Annotated in this window: 16 protein-coding genes; 2 read left to right on the top strand and 14 right to left on the bottom strand. The window is 37.5% G+C overall.

The features are described from left to right. Positions 1 to 11 precede the first annotated feature (11 nt). Positions 12 to 1277 carry an NADP-dependent isocitrate dehydrogenase gene (gene icd, locus AC6R0T_RS04590; protein ID WP_303754402.1) on the top strand — a complete coding sequence of 422 codons (1266 nt, stop codon included), beginning with the start codon at positions 12 to 14 and terminating at the stop codon, positions 1275 to 1277. 52 nt (positions 1278 to 1329) lie between these two features. Here icd and AC6R0T_RS04585 read toward each other — a convergent pair whose 3' ends face one another. Genes AC6R0T_RS04585 through liaX form a run of 3 tightly spaced genes read right to left on the bottom strand, consistent with a single transcriptional unit; the run spans position 1330 to position 3575 of the window. Then, positions 1330 to 1692 (bottom strand): phage holin family protein, encoded by a 363-nt coding sequence (locus AC6R0T_RS04585; RefSeq protein ID WP_206903146.1) that lies wholly within the window; start codon positions 1690 to 1692, stop codon positions 1330 to 1332. Continuing rightward, positions 1692 to 1997, bottom strand: coding sequence for a PspC domain-containing protein (locus AC6R0T_RS04580; RefSeq protein ID WP_206903147.1), 306 nt, complete (start codon positions 1995 to 1997; stop codon positions 1692 to 1694). The genes AC6R0T_RS04585 and AC6R0T_RS04580 overlap by 1 nt, the downstream gene beginning before the upstream one ends. A gap of 57 nt (positions 1998 to 2054) precedes the next feature. Beyond that, positions 2055 to 3575, bottom strand: coding sequence for a daptomycin-sensing surface protein LiaX (gene liaX / locus AC6R0T_RS04575; protein ID WP_206903148.1), 1521 nt, complete (start codon positions 3573 to 3575; stop codon positions 2055 to 2057). Between the two features lie 219 nt (positions 3576 to 3794). Here liaX and AC6R0T_RS04570 point away from each other — a divergent pair, with 219 nt between their 5' ends. Next, positions 3795 to 5081, top strand: a complete 1287-nt coding sequence (locus tag AC6R0T_RS04570) for an MFS transporter (RefSeq protein ID WP_303754406.1) — start codon at positions 3795 to 3797, stop codon at positions 5079 to 5081. A gap of 186 nt (positions 5082 to 5267) precedes the next feature. Here the strand turns inward: AC6R0T_RS04570 and phoU are convergent, their stop codons facing one another. From phoU to secA, 11 genes are all read right to left on the bottom strand, one after another. Then, positions 5268 to 5945, bottom strand: coding sequence for a phosphate signaling complex protein PhoU (gene phoU / locus AC6R0T_RS04565; RefSeq protein WP_206903150.1), 678 nt, complete (start codon positions 5943 to 5945; stop codon positions 5268 to 5270). A gap of 10 nt (positions 5946 to 5955) precedes the next feature. Continuing rightward, entirely contained in the window at positions 5956 to 6714 is a 759-nt protein-coding gene (gene pstB / locus AC6R0T_RS04560; RefSeq protein ID WP_206903151.1) for a phosphate ABC transporter ATP-binding protein PstB, read from the bottom strand. 32 nt (positions 6715 to 6746) lie between these two features. Continuing rightward, entirely contained in the window at positions 6747 to 7553 is an 807-nt protein-coding gene (gene pstB, locus AC6R0T_RS04555; RefSeq protein WP_206903152.1) for a phosphate ABC transporter ATP-binding protein PstB, read from the bottom strand. A 61-nt stretch (positions 7554 to 7614) separates the two neighbouring features. Next, on the bottom strand, positions 7615 to 8499 hold the full coding sequence (pstA, locus tag AC6R0T_RS04550) for a phosphate ABC transporter permease PstA (RefSeq protein WP_206903153.1): 885 nt from the start codon (positions 8497 to 8499) through the stop codon (positions 7615 to 7617). Further along, the gene (gene pstC / locus AC6R0T_RS04545; RefSeq protein WP_206903154.1) at positions 8499 to 9419 is read right to left on the bottom strand and encodes a phosphate ABC transporter permease subunit PstC; all 921 of its coding nucleotides are present in this window, start codon (positions 9417 to 9419) and stop codon (positions 8499 to 8501) included. The genes pstA and pstC overlap by 1 nt, the downstream gene beginning before the upstream one ends. A gap of 387 nt (positions 9420 to 9806) precedes the next feature. Continuing rightward, on the bottom strand, positions 9807 to 10661 hold the full coding sequence (locus tag AC6R0T_RS04540) for a phosphate ABC transporter substrate-binding protein PstS (protein WP_206903155.1): 855 nt from the start codon (positions 10659 to 10661) through the stop codon (positions 9807 to 9809). Positions 10662 to 11158: 497 nt separating this feature from the next. Continuing rightward, positions 11159 to 12610, bottom strand: a complete 1452-nt coding sequence (gene cls, locus AC6R0T_RS04535; protein WP_396139458.1) for a cardiolipin synthase — start codon at positions 12608 to 12610, stop codon at positions 11159 to 11161. A 168-nt stretch (positions 12611 to 12778) separates the two neighbouring features. Continuing rightward, the gene (gene ftsX, locus AC6R0T_RS04530) at positions 12779 to 13663 is read right to left on the bottom strand and encodes a permease-like cell division protein FtsX (RefSeq protein ID WP_206903156.1); all 885 of its coding nucleotides are present in this window, start codon (positions 13661 to 13663) and stop codon (positions 12779 to 12781) included. Next, positions 13656 to 14342: a cell division ATP-binding protein FtsE gene (gene ftsE / locus AC6R0T_RS04525; protein ID WP_206903157.1), complete on the bottom strand. Its 687-nt coding sequence runs from the start codon at positions 14340 to 14342 to the stop codon at positions 13656 to 13658. Before ftsE ends, ftsX begins: the two co-directional genes overlap by 8 nt. A gap of 102 nt (positions 14343 to 14444) precedes the next feature. Further along, a protein-coding gene (prfB, locus tag AC6R0T_RS04520; protein WP_282461376.1) for a peptide chain release factor 2 occupies positions 14445 to 15558 on the bottom strand; the annotation gives its coding sequence in 2 pieces (ribosomal slippage) (positions 14445 to 15485 and positions 15487 to 15558; 1113 coding nt in all). Positions 15559 to 15691: 133 nt separating this feature from the next. Next, positions 15692 to 18199 (bottom strand): preprotein translocase subunit SecA, encoded by a 2508-nt coding sequence (gene secA / locus AC6R0T_RS04515; RefSeq protein WP_206903169.1) that lies wholly within the window; start codon positions 18197 to 18199, stop codon positions 15692 to 15694. Between the last annotated feature and the right edge of the window lie 131 nt (positions 18200 to 18330).

Genomic DNA, 18330 nt, shown 5'->3' with positions numbered 1-18330 from the left:
AGGAGGTATTCATGGAAAAAATTTCAGTAGTAAACAAAAAATTACAAATTCCAAATCATGTTGTTATTCCCTTTATAGAAGGTGATGGCATTGGTAAAGAGATCTGGCAGGCAACGTACCCTGTCATAGATGCCGCAGTCAATAAGGCCTATCAAGGGCGCAAAAAAATTATTTGGCAAGAAGTTTTAGCTGGTGAGAAAGCCTTTGAAAAAACCGGTGAATGGTTACCAAAAGAAACATTACACGCAATTTATGAAGCAAAAGTTGCACTAAAAGGTCCCTTAACAACACCCGTGGGAGGCGGCATCCGCTCTTTAAATGTTGCTTTACGCCAAGAACTGGATTTATTTGCTTGTGTGCGGCCAGTTCGCTACTTTACAGGCATACCAAGCCCGCTGAAAGAACCAGAAAAAACAGACATGGTGATTTTTCGTGAAAATACCGAAGATGTGTATGCTGGAATTGAATTTGAAAAAGATAGCCCTGAGATTAAAGAATTAATTGAAATTTTAACAAACCAATTTGGTGTAACAAAAATTCGTTTTCCCAAAACCAGTGCGATTGGAATTAAACCAATTTCAAAAGAAGGCAGTCAACGGTTAATTGGTGCAGCAATTGAGTATGCTATCACACAAAAATTACCAACCGTTACTTTAGTTCATAAAGGAAACATCATGAAATTTACCGAAGGCGGTTTTAAAAAATGGGGCTACGAACTAGCGGAAACAAACTATGCTGATTATTGTTTTACAATGAATCAATACCAAAGTATCTTATTAAAAGATGGCAAAGAAGCAGCCACAAATGCGTTGAATGAAGCGATGACACATAAAATTATTGTCAACGATGTTATCGCTGATAATTTTTTACAACAAATTTTACTAAATCCTGCTAATTTTTCTGTTATCGCTACCTGCAATTTAAATGGTGACTACATTTCTGACGCACTAGCAGCGCAAGTGGGCGGGATTGGAATTGCCCCAGGTGCTAACATTAACTACAATACCGGTCATGCTATTTTTGAAGCGACCCACGGGACTGCGCCAGATATTGCGGGCTTAGGAAAAGCCAATCCTTGTTCATTATTACTTTCTGCTGTCATGCTGCTCGATTATTTAGACTGCTCTAAAGCGGGTGCTTTAATCACAGCTGCCATTGAAAAAGCTCTGGCACAAGGTTACGTAACTGCTGATTTTGCTGCGATGTTACCTGCAGCAACTTTACAAACGACAGCACAATTCGGTGCTCATTTGCAAAAGCTTATTGAAGAAGCATAATACAGCAAAATTTTGATAAAACAAAAACCCCGACCAAAAAGGTCGGGATTTTTTAATCATCTTGATATTTTTGCATATTGTGTTCCGTTACGATCATATTTACCAACGACATAATTACAGCCACCATAATCGCAGCGCCAAAAGATGAAAAACCAAAGTTCATTTCACCAACAAAAGTTGACGTTAACTTTAACATTGCTGCATTTATGACAAAACTGAAAAGGCCCAGTGTCAAAAACGTCAAAGGTAGTGACAATAGCGAAAGAATCGGCTTTACAAAGCCATTTAAAATGGACAAAACGAAACTCGCGACTAAAGCCATGAGCCAACTACTAACATGAACCATCCCTGGCAGTAAAACTGCCAGGGCAATAAACGTCAATGTATTCACTACTAAACGTTGGAAGTAAGTCATTAGAAATCACTCCAATCGTCATCGTCAATTTTTTCAGCTGGTTTTCTTGGACGTTCTTTAGGTTCACTGTAATTTGGATGATAGTTGCGTTTTGATTGTCCATAACCACTTTGATTACTACGCCCAGAAGGCATGATAATCGCCAGGATAATATATAAAGGAATTGTTGAGCCAACACCAAACAAAGTGAAGAACACAAAGATTACACGTACGATGGTTGGATCAATGCCGAAGAATTCAGCAATTCCTCCCAAAGTTCCTGTCAACACAACATTATTACTTGATTTTGTCAGTCTTTTTTTCATCATTCTCACCTCTATCCTCTATATAATACACTAGCATGTTTTGATTTGTCTTTTGTTTTAATCGGCATCTTTCAAGAAGATATTACCAGTTGTAGTCGTTAATTCTACATGGGCAACTTCATCTTCACTGATACGACGAAATTGTAGCATTTGATTCATTTTTTCTTTTTTCTCTCTGACAACATCATAAGCTGACATTCGTGAATTAATACTCCCCAAACTTGTTCTGGCATTTCCTTCCACACCCAGTGTTGGTGGTAAAGCAATTTTAACATTGCCATTTACAGAGCTGGCATTCGCTTTTTTCAAATTATTTTCTTTAAAAGTTAAGCGAACATCACCATTAACCAAGGAGACTCCTAATGTTTGCGGTGTAGTCGTCATCGTTACAGTCCCGTTGACTGTTTCAATAATACTATCTAGAATGCTACCTTTAAATACATCAATTGCGCCATTGACGCCTTCAATTTCCAGCATTGTGGCATTAACCGTTTGAAATTCGATGTTTCCGTTAGTTGATTTCGTATAAACATCTTTTGCATCCAATTCTTTAACGGTCACATCCCCATTTAATAAACGGATTGAAACATGATCGTAAATTCGTTTTGGTAAATAGAAGACTAAATCAGCCCGTACTCGTTTATTGGGCACTTGAAAAGAGATATGTTCATCATCCACATCAATTTTACTGCGAGCTTCAAACGCTTCAAAAGGAGTTGCTTCATTCATTTTGCCGTAGAGTTTAATTTTAGCATCTACTTTGACGCTGTCTTCTTCCCACATTTCAAAACGAATATTTCCGTTTGCAACTTTAACATCCAAAATGCTAGCTGCTGTTTCAGGGTATTCAAATGTGTGTTCAAATTTTGTAGTCGCCACACCAGGAACTTTTAAATTGATATCTTTCCACTCCACGTTATCATTCACAGTTTCTGAAACGGTTTGGAAAGTTTGCTTTAAAAAGCGACCTAAGTGGGTTCCTGCTTCAGCCATTTTTTCTCCAGCTTGATTGATTGCATCAGTTGCTTGTTCTTTCCAATCATCTGGTAAATCAATTTTAGCCGAAATCTTATCTTTGGCTTCTTGCCATTGATCTTTTTTAATGTCTTTTAATTGTGCTTCTAACGCAACTTTTTCCGCAATCAAATCATCTAAAGAAGATTCTAAATCTTTAATATCTTCTTCTAGCAATTGACGTTCGGCTACTTCTGCCTCACTTAATATTTCCAACTCTTCTTTTGTGTTGTACTCCATTAAAGCGTGGCGAACTTCGGTTAGTTGGTCTTTGACACCCGCAATTTCTACATTTAGTTCATCTAGTTCAGCCGAAGCTTTGCCCGCTTCTGTGGCTAAATTATCTAAAATATCTTCAACTTCTTTTTCGGCAGCTGATTTTTCATCAGCAGTATCATGGTTATCTTCTACAGTATTGGCATTATCGGCATGAATTGTTTTACTAGCCTGCTTGATTTGTTTTTCGTCTCTGGCAGTTGCCATGCTTTCCAGCAAATCCAAGGCTTCTTCCGTTGAAAGCACACCTTTTTTCACTAAATCCAAAATTCGTTCTCTTTCATTCATGGAAATTGCCTCCTTAATTATTATTTGCAAGTTTTCCTTACACGTATATTATGCCTTCTTTACGTCAACTTGTCATAGGACTTAAGACGTAACTTTTTCTCCACCTCAAGCCAAAGTTTCTTACACTACTAAAAACACTTGAAAAAAGCTATCAAAAGATTGTAACTGGGATTCAAACAAGATAAAATAACGGTAAACAAAGAAAACGAGGGAATTTTAATGGCTAATAAATCATCACCAAACGCCAGTTTAAACTGGCAAAAAAACATTATCTTCTTTTTATCTGGGCAATTTTTATCAGGCATTACCAGTATGGTCGTACAATACGCCATTATCTGGTATTTAACTGAAAAAACCGGTTCCGCAACAGTATTAAGTTTTGCGACTTTACTAGGGATGCTACCAATGGTTTTATTAAGTCCTTTTGTCGGCCCTTTTGTCGATCGCTTAAATAAGAAAAAATTACTCATTGTAACCGACTTAATCGTAGCCATGTTTGCCTTACTTTTATCTTTTGTTGGTACCTTTACCAAAGAGTTTCCTCTGTGGCTGGTTTTTGTTTCTTTATTTATCCGTTCTGTCGCACAAACCTTTCAAATGCCTACAATTCAATCCATTTTACCAACTATGGTACCTAACACAGAGCTTACCCGAGTCAACGGGCAACTTGGGATGGTCAGTTCAGCTAATATGATTATTGCCCCTGCCTTAGGCGCTTATTTATTTGCTGTTATCCCAATGAATGTTCTAATTTTATTGGATGTTTTAGGTGCTGTTTTAGGGATTAGTCTACTGTTACAAGTTACAATTCCTAAAATTAAAACGCAAGGAGAAGCGGTCCATCTTTTAACTGACAGTAAGTTGGGGTTTAAACTTTTAATTGAAAATAAAGGTTTGTGGGCCATTACTTTAATCGGTACATTTTTTACTCTGCTTTTTATGCCGGCTGTAAGTATGTATCCTCTCATGACGTTAACCTATTTTCAAGGAACAATTCAACAAGCTGGTTTAATTGAAGTCATTTATTCTGTCGGAATGTTAGCTGGTGGGATTGTAATCGGGATTTTTGGCAAATGGCAAGATCGCATGAAGCCAATCTTACTAGCTTATTTTATTATCGGAATTAGCTACATTATCTGTGGTTATCTCCCAGGAAATCAAAAGGGCTTCTTTTACTTCATTTTATTAAACGCTCTTTGTGGTCTAGCCACACCTTTTTTCAACACTTTATTAATGGCCATGATTCAACAAAGTTATAAACCGCAATATTTAGGTCGGGTTTTAGGCGTGCTAAACGCCATTATGAGTATCACTGGACCGGTGGGTTTAATTTTTGCTGGCCCTTTAGCCGATCAATTGGGCGTTGAAAAATTATTTTTAATCGCTGGAGTTGGTACGGTGCTGTGTGGTTTGATAAACTTGTTTTTACCTGTAGCCCGCAATTATGATCAGACTTTAAAGGCCGCCCTTGCTAATGAAAAACAGCCAGAAGTTGACGGTGATTAAAACAAGCACCGCTACTTAGCTTTCATACTTACAAAATAAAAACACCAACAAATCATCGCCAAGCAAAATTATTTGCAAAGCTGAATTGTGGTGTTTTTAGTATGGTTAGAAATTCAAGTTACTAAAATCAAAAAATTCTAAAACTGACGTCATGACAGCAAGAAAAGTTTAGCTTAGTATTTTTATTTAGAAGCTCTCATCATGATTGGAATTTAATTCGGTGATTTTCCCGGTCGCAAGATAAACAATCCATTCACAAATATTGGTTACATAATCCCCAATTCGTTCCAAATATTGGGCAACTGACAAATAGTCGGTACCACTGATGACAGTTTCAGGATTTTCTTTCATGCTGATGATGGTTTTTTCATAAATCGAAGCATAGTAATCGTTGATCCGCTGATCCATTTGTGCAATCATACGGGCATCTTTTTCATTGGTTTTAACGTAGGCAACTAAAACATTATCTACCATTTTCTTGACGTAGTCAGACATGTCAGAAATATCTTTTTCAATTTCCGCAATCCGTGTTTCACCTTTTACGCGAATCGTTGATTTTGCAATTGAAACAGCATGGTCAGCCATTCTTTCTAAATCAGAACTTGCTTTCATGACCGTAATGATCATACGCAAATCGGTAGTTACTGGTTGTTGTAAGGCAATCATTTCAAAACTTTTTTTCTCTAGTTTTACTTCCATGTCGTTGATGGCTTCATCATTGTCGATTACTTCATTTGCCAGCTCTTTATCGTGCTTAATAAAAGCTCGCACGGATTTATGAACAGCAGAACTCACCATCATCCCCATTTCATAAAACTGGTTATGCAAGTTTAATAATTCTTCTTCAAATTGTGTCCGTAACATGTTTTCCCTCCTAGCCAAATCTTCCTGAGATATAGTCTTCTGTTTCTTTTTTACCCGGTTGTAAAAAGATTTTCTTTGTATCGTCAAATTCGATTAAATTACCATCTAAGAAAAAGGCTGTCTTATCTGAAATTCGCGATGCCTGTGACATGTTATGAGTAACCATAATCATAGTATAGTTTTCTTTTAGTTCTAACAACGTATTTTCAATCTTCCCTGAAGAAATTGGATCTAGTGCACTAGTAGGCTCATCCAATAAAATAATTTCAGGATTTACAGCTAATACGCGGGCGATACAAACCCGTTGTTGTTGACCGCCAGATAAAGATAAAGCACTGGTATGTAGTTTATCTTTGACATCATCCCATACAGAAGCTGCTTTTAAACTTTCCTCAACTACTTGATCGAGTTTTTGTTTATCTTTTTCACCCTTTAATTTTAACCCATAAATAACGTTTTCGTAAATCGAAAAAGGAAAAGGATTGGGTTGTTGGAAAACCATGCCGATTTCTTTTCTCAATTCAACCGTATCTTGTTTTGGCGCATAAATATCTTTTCCTTTATAGATGACATTACCAGTAATCGTCACGTTTGGAATTAGATCATTCATCCGGTTTAAAGAACGCAGATATGTTGACTTGCCGCAACCAGAAGGTCCGATCATCGCAGTAATTTCACCTTTATTAATTGCAAGGGATATCCCTTTTAAAGCTTCTTTTTCACCGTAGTACAAGTGTAAATCTTTTGACTGGATTATTACATCTGACATTTTATTCCTCCATAATCCTATTAAACTTGTTGTTAACCAAAGTGCCCGGAAACATAATCTTCGGTGGCTTTAATTTTCGGCCGCGTAAAGATTTTACGGGTTTCATCGTATTCAATCGCTTTGCCCAAGTAGAAAAATGATGTGTAATCACTAATTCGGGCAGCTTGTTGCATATTGTGTGTCACGATAATAATCGTATAGTTTTCTTTTAAGTTTACTAGCGTTTCTTCAACCGTACCGGTTGAAATTGGATCTAGGGCACTGGCAGGTTCATCCAACAATAAAATGTCTGGTTTCATCGCAATCGCTCTTGCAATACACAAACGTTGTTGTTGGCCCCCAGATAACGCCAAGGCACTTTTATTCAAACTATCCTTAACTTGATCCCATAAAGCGGCTTGTTTCAAACTAGTTTCTACAATTTCATCTAATTTTTTCTTGTCTTTTTCACCATGACGCTTTAAGGCAAAGGTAATATTTTCATAAATAGATTTTGAAAAAGGGTTGGGACGTTGAAATACCATGCCAATCCTTTTACGCATTTCATACACATCAACGTTTGGTTGATTAACATCTACGCCTTTATACATAATTTTACCGGTAACTTTCGTATTGGCAATACCGTCATTCATCCGATTTAATGAGCGTAGATAGGTTGATTTACCGCAACCAGAAGGTCCGATTAAAGCAGTAATCTTATTTTTTTCAAATTCTAAATCGACACCTTTAATCGCTTCGTTTTGACCATACCAAACATGTAAGTCATCTGTATATAAAGCTTTTTCTTGGTTTTCATTTAATGTAATAATGTGGCGATCTTCTAAATTATAGGCACTCATAACATTTCTCCTTGTTTAAAATGTAAGGATTTTTTCTGTCTTATTGTTAATTGGACACATTTTATGCTGAAGTCATTTTTTTGTATAGTCGTTTACCCGCTGCCCGCGCGCCGAAGTTAAAGAGCAATACCGCGATAATTAATACCGCAGAAGCTCCCGCCGAAACGGCCGCGCCGTCAGGCATAGTACCTTCTGTATTGATTTTCCAAATATGGACAGCCAATGTTTCAGCTTGCCGGAAAATACTAATCGGACTGGAAACACTTAAAGGATTCCAGTTGGTAAAGTCAAGGGCAGGGGCGCTTTGTCCAGCTGTGTAAATCAAAGCCGCCGCTTCGCCAAAGATTCTGCCTGAGCTCAAAATCACCCCAGTTAAAATTCCCGGTGTTGCCTCAGGTACAACAATACGTGTCACGGTTTCCCAACGAGACAGACCTAAAGCTAGCCCTGCTTCTCGTTGCGTATAATGAACCGCTTGTAAAGATTCTTCGACGTTTCTGGTTAAAAGTGGCAAGTTAAAGAAAGTTAATGCCAAAGCACCTGATAAAATCGAAAAGCCATATTCAAACTGAATAACAAAAACTAAGAAGCCAAATAAACCAACTACAACTGAAGGTAGTGAACTTAAAATCTCAATTGACGTCCGAATCACATCTGTAATCCAATTTTTTTGGGCATATTCAGATAAATAAATTCCTGCGCCAAGAGAAATCGGAAAACTAATCAGCATCGTAATAAAAAGTAAATAAAACGAGTTAAACAACTGAATACCAATCCCACCACCAACTTGGTAGGCTTTAGAAGGTTGTGTTAAAAAATCCCATGAAATATGGGGGACGCCCCTGACTAAAATATATAAAAGTAAAGAGGCTAAAATCAAAACGATAATACCAGAAATTGCGTATAAAACGCCAGTTGCAATTTTATCAGAACGTTTTGCATTCATTATTTCAAGGCCCCTTTCTTCCCGATTAAGCGAATAACAATATTAAAGATTAATGACATTAATAATAAGATGAGTGCTAATGACCATAAGACGTTATTTTCCACTGTTCCCATAATCGTATTCCCAATTCCCATCGTTAAAATCGATGTCAAAGTGGAAGCAGGCGTTACTAAGCTGTTTGGCATTAAAGCCGCATTACCAATTACCATTTGAATGGCTAATGCTTCTCCAAAAGCTCGCGCCATACCAAAAACTACGGCCGTTAAAATTCCCGGCACAGCTGCACGTAAAACCACTTTATAAATCGTTTGCCAACGCGTTGCCCCTAATGCCAAAGATGCTTCCCGATAATGTCTTGGGACTGCTTTTAACGCATCAACGGTCATCGTTGTTACGGTCGGTAAAATCATAATAAATAAGACAAATGTTCCCGCCAAAATACCAAAACCTGTGCCACCAAAGACCGAACGGACGGCCGGTACGATGACAGACAAGCCGATAAAACCATAAACAACCGAAGGAATCCCGACAAGTAATTCAATAACTGGCTGTAATATCTTTTGTCCTTGCTTTGGAGAAATTTCAGTCATAAAAACTGCTGCCCCAATGGCAAAAGGCGTTGCAACAATTGCGGATAAAAAAGTAACGATAAAAGAGCCTGCAATCATTGGAAGTGCTCCTACCATTGGTTTTCCATCTGCCCCTAATTGACTTGGATTCCACTGGGTTCCAAATAAAAAGTCAAATAGATTAATTTTATCGGTGAAAAAAGTTGCCAAACCTTTACTGGCGACAAAATAAAAAATTGATAAAACCACTAGAACAATTAAAGCGATACATAAAAAACTAATTATTTTACCTCGCGTTTCCATTTTGGCCCGTTTCGATTTGGTTAGTAGTGCTTTTTTTACATCTTCCAAAAAGAATTCCTCCTTAATACTTCACGTATTATACTCATTTATTTTTTTGTTAGAGGTTTTGTGACATACTTTCACACTTGTACAGTCTACCTCGTCAAAGTCAATTTGCTTTTAACTTATTGTAAATTTTGTGTAAACTTTACGATTTTGGCTTTTTAAATTTTTTGAGTCAAAAAAATCCTTTTCTTTTTCATTCTTCCAAATAGGCAAATATGCTGACAAATTGATAAAAAGCTTCGCAGGCTCTTACTTACAATCGACAAAAGTTTGTAGCTAAATCCTGCTTGAAGTAGTCTGCTGTAAAGCGATTTATTCTTAGGAAAATGTTATCCTATCCCTATAAAAAAAACACCTTGTCTCATAGACAAAGTGTTTTGTAAAAACTCCTTAATTAATCACATTACCTTCCCAGTCTCGTTCAACTTTCATACCTGAAACAGGAAGATAGCCTAATTTTCCGACAATATTTTTTTGGACATCATCTGATAAAATATAAGCTAAAAAGTCCTCGGTTAACTTGGTTGGTTTTCCTTTTGTATACATGTGTTCATAGGCCCAAATTTTCCAATCATTGGTTGTAACATTTTCATCAGTTGGTGTGATACCGTCAATTTTTATAGTCGCCACATCTTTTGTTACATAAGAAAAGGCCACATAGCTAATTGCCCCCGGAGTATCGGCAACAATTTGACGTACCATTCCGCTAGAGTCTTGTTCTTGAGCGCGAATAGCGGTTTTTCCATCCAACACCCACTTTTCAAAAGTTCCCCGCGTGCCACTACCAGCAGCTCGGTTTAAAATGACAATCTTTTGATTTTTACCGCCAACTTCTTGCCAATTGGTAATTTTCCCTAAAAAGATATCCCGCAATTGTGTCATCGTCAACGCATCAACGCCCACACCTTTATTTACAATCGGTGTAATTCCCACTACTGCAACTTTGTGGTCAACTAAATCTTTGGCTTTAATGCCGGATTTTTCTTCAGCGAATAAATCTGAATTCCCAATTTCAACGGCACCTGATTGTACTTGACTTAAACCAGTCCCGCTGCCGCCCCCTTGAACGTTTACAAATTTACCTGGATATTTATTTTGATATTCTTCGGCGACCGTTTCCACTAAAGGTTGTAACGCCGATGATCCTACGGCGGTAATTGACTCACCACGATCAATCCATTTTGCACAACCCGTCAGAGCCAATAATAGGCTACAAGATGCTACAAATAATAATGCTTTTTTCATCATCTGCTCCTTGTCTTTCATCCTTGTAATTTACATTACGTATTCAAGTCTTTTATCGATAGTCATTATTTTAACATTAAGTGACAGCCATTTAAATGAAAAATTTTTAGCTGCCCTTGGCAAGGGTTACAAAAATACTACCCAGTTATTTTTTACTATGCTATACTATTTTGTGAAAAGTGTCATTTGATAATTGATTCTTTCTTACTTCCCCAAAATAAGAAATACCCCAAATCAAGATTAACTTCACTTTTCACCATTTCAACAGCATTCTCCCCATATGCAGTGAAATGAAAGCAAAGACTGGCCGACTGCCGGTCTTTTTTTTATCTAGAAAAAAAGGATAAATTTTTACAAGAAAAAATTGGTTGGCTGCTTTAGCCCGGTCCAGCTTTTCTAACTAACTCCCTGAGCCATAAATCAAAAATTGCGCAAATGAAAAAAAATTCCAGCAAATCCTGGTTTTACGGCTCAAGGCTAAATGATTCCTCAGCTTTTTATAGCAAGGGGGAAATCAAGCGTGCCAAACCTTCTTTAAATTTCACTATCACGCTTCGTTTGTTGTACAATTCTTTTGTCACAAGCTTGGATTTTAAGGAATCATTATAGAAAGCCTGTCGTACTTTAGCCGCCATTTTCTCATCATATAATAAAGCGTTCACTTCAAAATCCAGTCGAAAAGAACGCACATCAATATTGGCTGACCCAACTGAAACAATTCCAGCATCAATAATCATTGTTTTAGCGTGCATAAAACCATTTTCATAAGTTTCAATCACCGCCCCATATTCCAATAATTCCGCAGCAAAAGAATAAGTTGCCCAATACACGAGGGGATGATCTGGTTTATTGGGAATTTGAATTTGCACATGAACCCCAGATAACAACGCTAATTTTAAGGCCTCGTGAATAGATTCGTCGGGAATATAATACGGTGTTTGAATAAGAATTTCTTTTTTTGCCATACCAATCATTTTCAAATATGTCATTTTGATTTGCTCATATTCTGAGTCAGGACCACTGGTAATAATTTGAATTGGCACGTTTCCACTGGCTTCAACTACAGGAAAATAATCTTCTGCAAATAACACTTCATTTTTATGTTGTGAGTTCCAATCCATTAAAAATCGGTTTTGCAAAGAATAGACCGCTGGACCAAAGATGCGCAAATGATTATCCCGCCAATAGCCAAATTTCTCTACAATCCCTAAATATTCATCTCCCACATTAAAGCCACCTGTATAGCCGATCGTTCCATCTATCACCACAATTTTGCGGTGATTTCGGTAATTAATACGGGGATTGATGTAGGGGACAAAAAGAGGAAAGAATAAAGAGACCTCGCCTCCGACTTCTTTTAACTCACTAAAAAAATTCAAGCTGACTTGGGTAGACCCCCATGCATCCAACAAAACTCTTACTTTTACTCCTCTTTTGGCTGCCCGCGTTAGTGCATCTCGAACTTCTACGCCGAGATTATCACTTCGATAAATGTAGTATTGCATATGAATATGATTTTTAGCCGCATCGATATCTTGAATCAAACGATCAAATTTCTGACGTCCATCGGTAAATAATTGTACATCATTCGTTGTTGTATATAAAGACCGTTCAAAAACAGTGAGCATATAAACAATTTGCTTAACATCCACTTGCGCAGTATTAGGATGGGGAAATAAGTTCCGCATTAAGGCTTGTCGCTGCTCCTCAATTTCAACATTCATCCCAACTTTTCCTTGCATTTTCAAGTCAAAGATTTTCTCTTTGGAAATTCCCCGCCCAAAGAAAATATACAAAATGAAACCTAACACGGGAATAAACATCAAAACCAAAAGCCATGCCCATGTTTGCGCTGTTTGTTTTCGTTCTCGAAAAATGATAATAAAAGACAAAAGCATATTGGCGATTACTAAAATAGTCGATATGTTTTGGGTAAGATAATCCAACACCTTTTTTCTCCTTACTTCATTTGAATTCTCCTTATAAAGGATAGCGGACTTAGCAAACAAAGTAAAGAACAACACAATACAACTGATTTTTATACCTTATCTGAAAATTTTATACTTGCCTTATGGTCAAAAAAAAACGACCGGCTAAAAACCGGTCGTAAAGAGTTTTTAAACTTTTAGGAAACGGCGCATAGACATCACCGAACCAATTGAACCAATAACCACACCGACAACCACCATTAAAAGACAAATTTGCCAAGTAAAAGTGTCCGGTGCTAATAAACTATAGTTTGAACGTAATAAAGACGGGTTAACCCAACGGTAAACTTGATTGTAACCAAATACCATAATCAATACGGGTACGACTGAACCAAGTAAGCCAATCCAACCACCTTCTAAAAAGAATGGCCAACGGATATAACCGTTTTTGGCGCCTACTAGACGCATAATTTGAATTTCTCTTTGACGGGATAAAATGGTAATTCGAATCGTATTGGAAATTAAGAACATTGCGACAAAAACTAGCAAGACAGCTGCAGCCAAGCCCCATGTTTTAATTGCATCGGCAATTTTAAAGATTCGATCTGAGTTGGTACCACCATAATCTGCCCGGAAAACATTGCTTAAATTTCCAGCTTCTTTTGAAATTGTCTTTGTATATTTAGGATTTTCTGCACTCACAACATAAACATCATAAAGCGGATTACTATCCCCTTCAAATTGTTGCCACGCATCCCCCATCGCGTCTTGAATTTTTTTCAATTCATCAGCTTTACTAGAAAAATGCACCCCTTTAACATGATCCAATCCTTCTAGTTCGGTTTTTAATTTGTCCATATCAGGTTGTTTGGTTCCAATATCAACAAAGACTGAAACGTCCACATTTTTTTCAATATCTTGTGCCAATTTCGTAGCATTCATAATAACACCCATAAAGACACCAACTAAGGTCAGGGTAATGGTAACCGCACTGACAGAAGCAATTGTCATCCAGCCGTTACGTTTTAAGCTTTTAATACTTTCCAATAAGTGGCGGAAAAAAGTTCTAATCATCGTAGCCGTATTCTCCTTCCGCTTGGTCGCGAATAATGCGTCCATTTTCAATTGCAATAACCCGATGTCTAATCGTATTTACAATTGTACTATTATGGGTAGCCATTACAATTGTCGTTCCTTGTCCATTAATCCGATCCAATAGTTTCATAATTTCCCATGAATTTTCTGGATCCAAGTTACCAGTTGGTTCATCGGCGATTAATACTTTAGGTGTATTCACAATTGCCCGCGCGATGGAAACCCGTTGTTGTTCCCCACCAGATAACTCACTTGGGAAAACACGGACTTTATGTTTTAAACCAACTAAATCCAAAACTTCCATTACCCGTTTTTTGATATCTCGTGGCTTACGTCCAATTACTTGCATTGCATAGGCAACATTTTCATAGACTGTTTTTTTTGGCAATAATTTATAATCTTGGAAAACTACTCCGATTTCTCGGCGCAACAAAGGAACTTCTTTGTTTTTGATGTTTAATAAATCATAACCAGCAACGTTTAAAACGCCCTTGGTAGCTTTTTCTTCCCGATACATCAATTTAATAAAGGTTGATTTCCCAGCGCCGGAAGGTCCGACCACATAGACAAATTCACCTTGATCAATATCGATAGTGATATTACGGATGGCAGTCGTACCGTTGGAGTACTTCTTCATTACATCCTTCATTTCAATCATGGCTATCTCTCCATCTCATTTTTTTCATACCCGCTCATTATAACATGTCAATATTGCAGTAATCTTTCACAAGTTTACATTTTGATTTCATTTAAAAGAAAATTAATCCTCACCTTGACGTAGTTTCATTTTCAAGAAGGCATCAATGAAACCATCCAAATCACCATCCATTACAGCTGTGACATTTCCGGTTTCGTAATTATTACGGTGATCTTTAACCATTGAATAAGGATGAAAAACATAAGAACGAATTTGCGAACCCCAGCCAATTTCTAATTGTTCGCCTCTTAATGCAGCTGCTTCTTGTTCTTTTTTCTCAACTTCTAGTTGATACAATTTTGCTTTTAACATGCCCATTGCTTGTTCTCTATTTTTTAACTGGGAACGTTGCGCTTGACTAGCCACTACAACACCTGTTGGAATATGGGTAATACGTACAGCAGATTCAGTTTTATTGATATGCTGTCCACCAGCACCGCTAGCCCGATACGTGTCAATTTTTAAATCATCGGGATTAATTGCGATATCAATCGTATCATCTAATTCCGGCATTACATCCACCGAACAAAAAGAAGTATGTCGTCTTGCATTTGAGTCAAAAGGTGAAATCCGAACTAGGCGATGTACGCCACGCTCTGATTTTAAATAACCAAAAGCATTATGGCCTTTAATTAACAAGGTTACACTTTTAATTCCTGCTTCATCACCGGCTTGGTAATCCAATGTCTCTACCTGATAACCATGCTTTTCTGCCCAGCGGGTGTACATTCTTAAAAGCATACTTCCCCAGTCTTGGGATTCTGTCCCGCCAGCACCAGGGTGTAGTTCTAAAATTGCATTATTATGATCATAAGGTTCATCTAATAGTAAAGAAAGTTCATAAGTTTGTAATTTTTCTTTTAGCGCAGGTAATCTGGTTGCCAGTTCTGCGTTCATTTCTGAATCGTCTTCTTCTTCTAACATTTCTACCATTACCGCTAATTCTTCTTCTTCTGCTGCTAATTGATTAAACTGATCATAAGTTGCTTTATTAGCATTATTTTCATTAATAACTTTTTGCGCTTTTTTTGTATTATCCCAAAAACCTGGCTCAGCCATTTGATGTTCAGCTTGAGCAATAGCCTCTTCCAACTCGTCTAAGTCAAAGAGACCTCCTAAATGATTGAATTTGGTCTTTCATGGTACTTAACTGTTGTTTCATCTCACTTAATTCCATTGAAGATTCCTCCTGTTAAAAACAGCTTTTTGCTTTTTCTTTTTATAGTAGAGATATTTTTATGGTTCTATCATAACCAAAAGATAAGGCTGGTACAAGTCGCGTACCAGCCTTAGTCTATGAATGATTTTAACTATGCGTTTTTGCCGTGGCAATTTTTATACTTTTTACCGCTACCACAAGGACATGGATCGTTACGTCCAACTTTTTTAACTTGTTGTGGTTTTTGCGGTTTTACTTCTTCTTCTTGTTCCGCTTGACCTTGTGCAACTTGCTCTCGTTGCACATTTTGACGAATCTCAGCCTTCATAAACAGACGTGTCACTTCGTATTCAATTGCCCCCACCATATCTTCAAACATCGTATAGCCTTCAGTTTGATATTCTACGAGTGGATTGTTTTGTCCGTAAGCCCGCAGGCCAATTGATTGACGCAATTGATCCATCGCATCGATATGGTCTGTCCATTTAGAGTCAACTACCCGCAAGATAACAACTTTTTCAAACTCCAATAATTGTTCTTGACTATTTAATTGCTCTTTCTTTTGATCAAAAATAGCTTGTGCTTTCTCCATTAAGAAAGTTTTCATTTCTTCGGGTGATTTATTTTCCAGATCAGCCACTGCGATACTATCTTCGTGAACAATGGCGTTACCTGCAAAATCAACAATCCCAGCTAAATTCCATTGACTCTTATCTTCAACTTGAGTATGCGCATCTACGACACGGCTAATCGTACGTTTCACCATGTTCATCAGCGTTTGTGACAAGTCCTTTTCTTCCATAATTACTTCTTGTCGTTGACCGTAAATAACTTCACGTTGTTCCCGCATTACATCGTCATATTGCAAGACATTTTTACGAGTATCGTAGTTATTACCTTCAACCCGTTTTTGTGCTGATTCCACTTGTTTAGTCAACATTTTACTTTGAATAACTTGATCTTCTTCATCCAAGTTCATACGTTCCATAAAGGCCTTAATTCGTTCAGAACCAAAACGTTTCATCAAATCATCTTCAAGGGATAAATAAAATTGTGAAACCCCTGGATCCCCTTGACGACCTGAACGGCCACGTAATTGGTTATCAATCCGGCGTGATTCATGGCGTTCAGTACCGACAACAGCTAAACCGCCTAATTCTGCCACACCTAAACCTAATTTAATATCCGTACCACGACCAGCCATGTTAGTTGCAATTGTGACGGCACCTTTTTGTCCGGCATTTAAAATAATTTCCGCTTCTTTAAAGTGGTTCTTAGCATTCAAGACTTCATGAGGAACTTTTTCTTTATCTAACATGTTAGATAACAATTCTGATGTTTCAACGGCAACGGTACCAACTAATACAGGTTGTCCCTTACGGTAACGTTCTTTAATGTCTTTAACAACTGCATCGAATTTAGAATGTAGCGTTGGATAAAGCAAATCAGCTCGATCATCACGAATTACCGGTTGGTTAGTTGGAATTTGGATAACTTGCATGTTGTAGATTTCCCGGAATTCTTCTTCTTCGGTTTTGGCTGTACCTGTCATCCCGGCTAATTTTTTATACATCCGGAAATAGTTTTGGAAGGTAATGGTTGCCATTGTTTTTGTTTCATCTTCAATTTCAACGCCTTCTTTAGCTTCAATCGCTTGGTGTAAGCCATCAGAATACCGACGTCCATCCATAATCCGTCCTGTAAATTGGTCAACGATTAAAACTTTTCCTTCTTGTACCACATAATCAAAGTCGCGAATCATAATGAAATTAGCGCGTAATGCATTATCTAAGTGATGTGTTAACGCTGTATTTTCAATATCATAAAGATTTTTTAGACCAAAGTTTTCTTCAGCTTTTTCAATCCCAGCTTCTGTTAACCCAATTGTCTTAGACTGAATATCAATCTTATAATCTTCCTCTTCTTTCAAGCGTTTGACAAAGTTATCAGCGCGCGTATAAAGTGCGGTTGATTTTTCAGCTTGTCCAGAAATAATCAACGGTGTTCTAGCTTCATCGACTAAAATCGAGTCCACTTCATCGACAACAGCATAATTTAGTGGTCGTTGCACCATTTGATTGCGATAAACTACCATGTTGTCTCGCAAATAGTCAAAACCTAATTCATTATTCGTTGAGTACGTGATATCACAAGCATAGGCAGCCCGTTTTTCCTCTGGTGTTTTAGAGTTGATGTTTAAACCAACCGTCATCCCAAGAAAATTGTACAATTCGCCCATTTCTTGCGAGTCACGAGTGGCTAAGTATTCGTTAACTGTTACCACATGTACCCCTTCGCCGCTTAGGGCGTTTAGGTAGACGGGCATTGTTGCAGTCAATGTTTTCCCTTCACCAGTTCGCATTTCAGAAATATTACCATCGTGTAAAACAATCCCCCCCATTAATTGAACATGGTAAGGATAAAGCCCCAAGACCCGTTTTGCAGCTTCACGTACAACTGCAAACGCCTCTGGTAATAGCTGATCTAGCGTTTCACCTTTTTGATAGCGTCCGCGAAATTCATCGGTTTTTTCTTTTAACTGAAGATCAGATAATGCCGCCATTTTTTCAGCAAACGTTTCGACCTCATTGGCAATTTTATCCAACCGTTTTAATTCTTTTTTATCATTTTCAATTAACTTACGTATAAAGTTGGCCATTAGTGAATAATTCCCCTTCTTTGCATCAATTCTCGTTTCAATTAGAAACTCTCCCATATATTTTAGCATTAAGTTGAAACAAATGAAATACTTAGCATTAGAATCAAGAAGCTTTACTCTAATTTATTATT

Source organism: Enterococcus sp. S86.2 (assembly GCF_059834485.2).
This window is presented reverse-complemented; position numbering and strand designations above follow the sequence as displayed.